This is a genomic window from Vibrio sp. 2304, from assembly GCF_033339475.1.
GTDB classification, from domain to species: Bacteria; Pseudomonadota; Gammaproteobacteria; order Enterobacterales; family Vibrionaceae; genus Vibrio; species Vibrio alginolyticus.
Genome location: NZ_JAWOUQ010000115.1, coordinates 1 through 551, shown reverse-complemented (window position 1 = coordinate 551; position 551 = coordinate 1). Strand labels below are relative to the sequence as shown.

The window sequence follows — 551 nt, the reverse complement described above, 5'->3', positions numbered from 1 at the left end:
CACAGTAAAAGGTGACGATTTTGAGTTGAGCAAAGATTGTGTTCGCCTAAGCGGTGACAATATTTCCGTCAAATCCGACGATTGCTCTTCTAAAAACTGGGATGATAAAGACAAAAAAGGAAACGCTAGCGTGCATGGCGATGACAACCCAGGTAAAGGGCATAACAAAGATAAAAAAGACAAGAAGAAATAAACACTTCTGTTCGAAAAAAGGCTTGCGCGATGCAAGCCTTTTTAATGTTCAGCGTTTCAAGCACTTAGTAGAAGGTACGACCTTCACCCGCTCTAGTCAGCAGTCCGTCGCATGGCGCATAACGATCGCCATATTTCGATGCAAATTCGTTCATTTTCTCAACCAGTTCTTTCAAACCGAATTGATCCATATAACGGAATGGCCCGCCAAGGAATGGAGGGAAGCCAATACCAAAAATCGCACCAATATCGCCATCGCGCGTAGAGCGAATAATACCGTCGTCCAAGCATCGTACTGCTTCATTAAGCATTGGCAGTACACAGCGCAACGCAATATCGTTATCGCTGAGCTTCGATTC

2 protein-coding genes are annotated in these 551 nt (G+C 44.5%); one reads left to right on the top strand and one right to left on the bottom strand.

The features are described 5' to 3' along the window. Window positions 1-193, top strand: a 193-nt coding sequence (locus R7P64_RS24540; protein WP_318124240.1) for a CG2 omega domain protein, incomplete at its 5' end; no start/stop codon positions are given. 64 nt (window positions 194-257) lie between these two features. Here the strand turns inward: R7P64_RS24540 and R7P64_RS24535 are convergent. Beyond that, a partial coding sequence (locus tag R7P64_RS24535) for a 3-hydroxyacyl-CoA dehydrogenase family protein (RefSeq protein WP_318124238.1) occupies window positions 258-551 on the bottom strand: 294 nt, incomplete at its 5' end.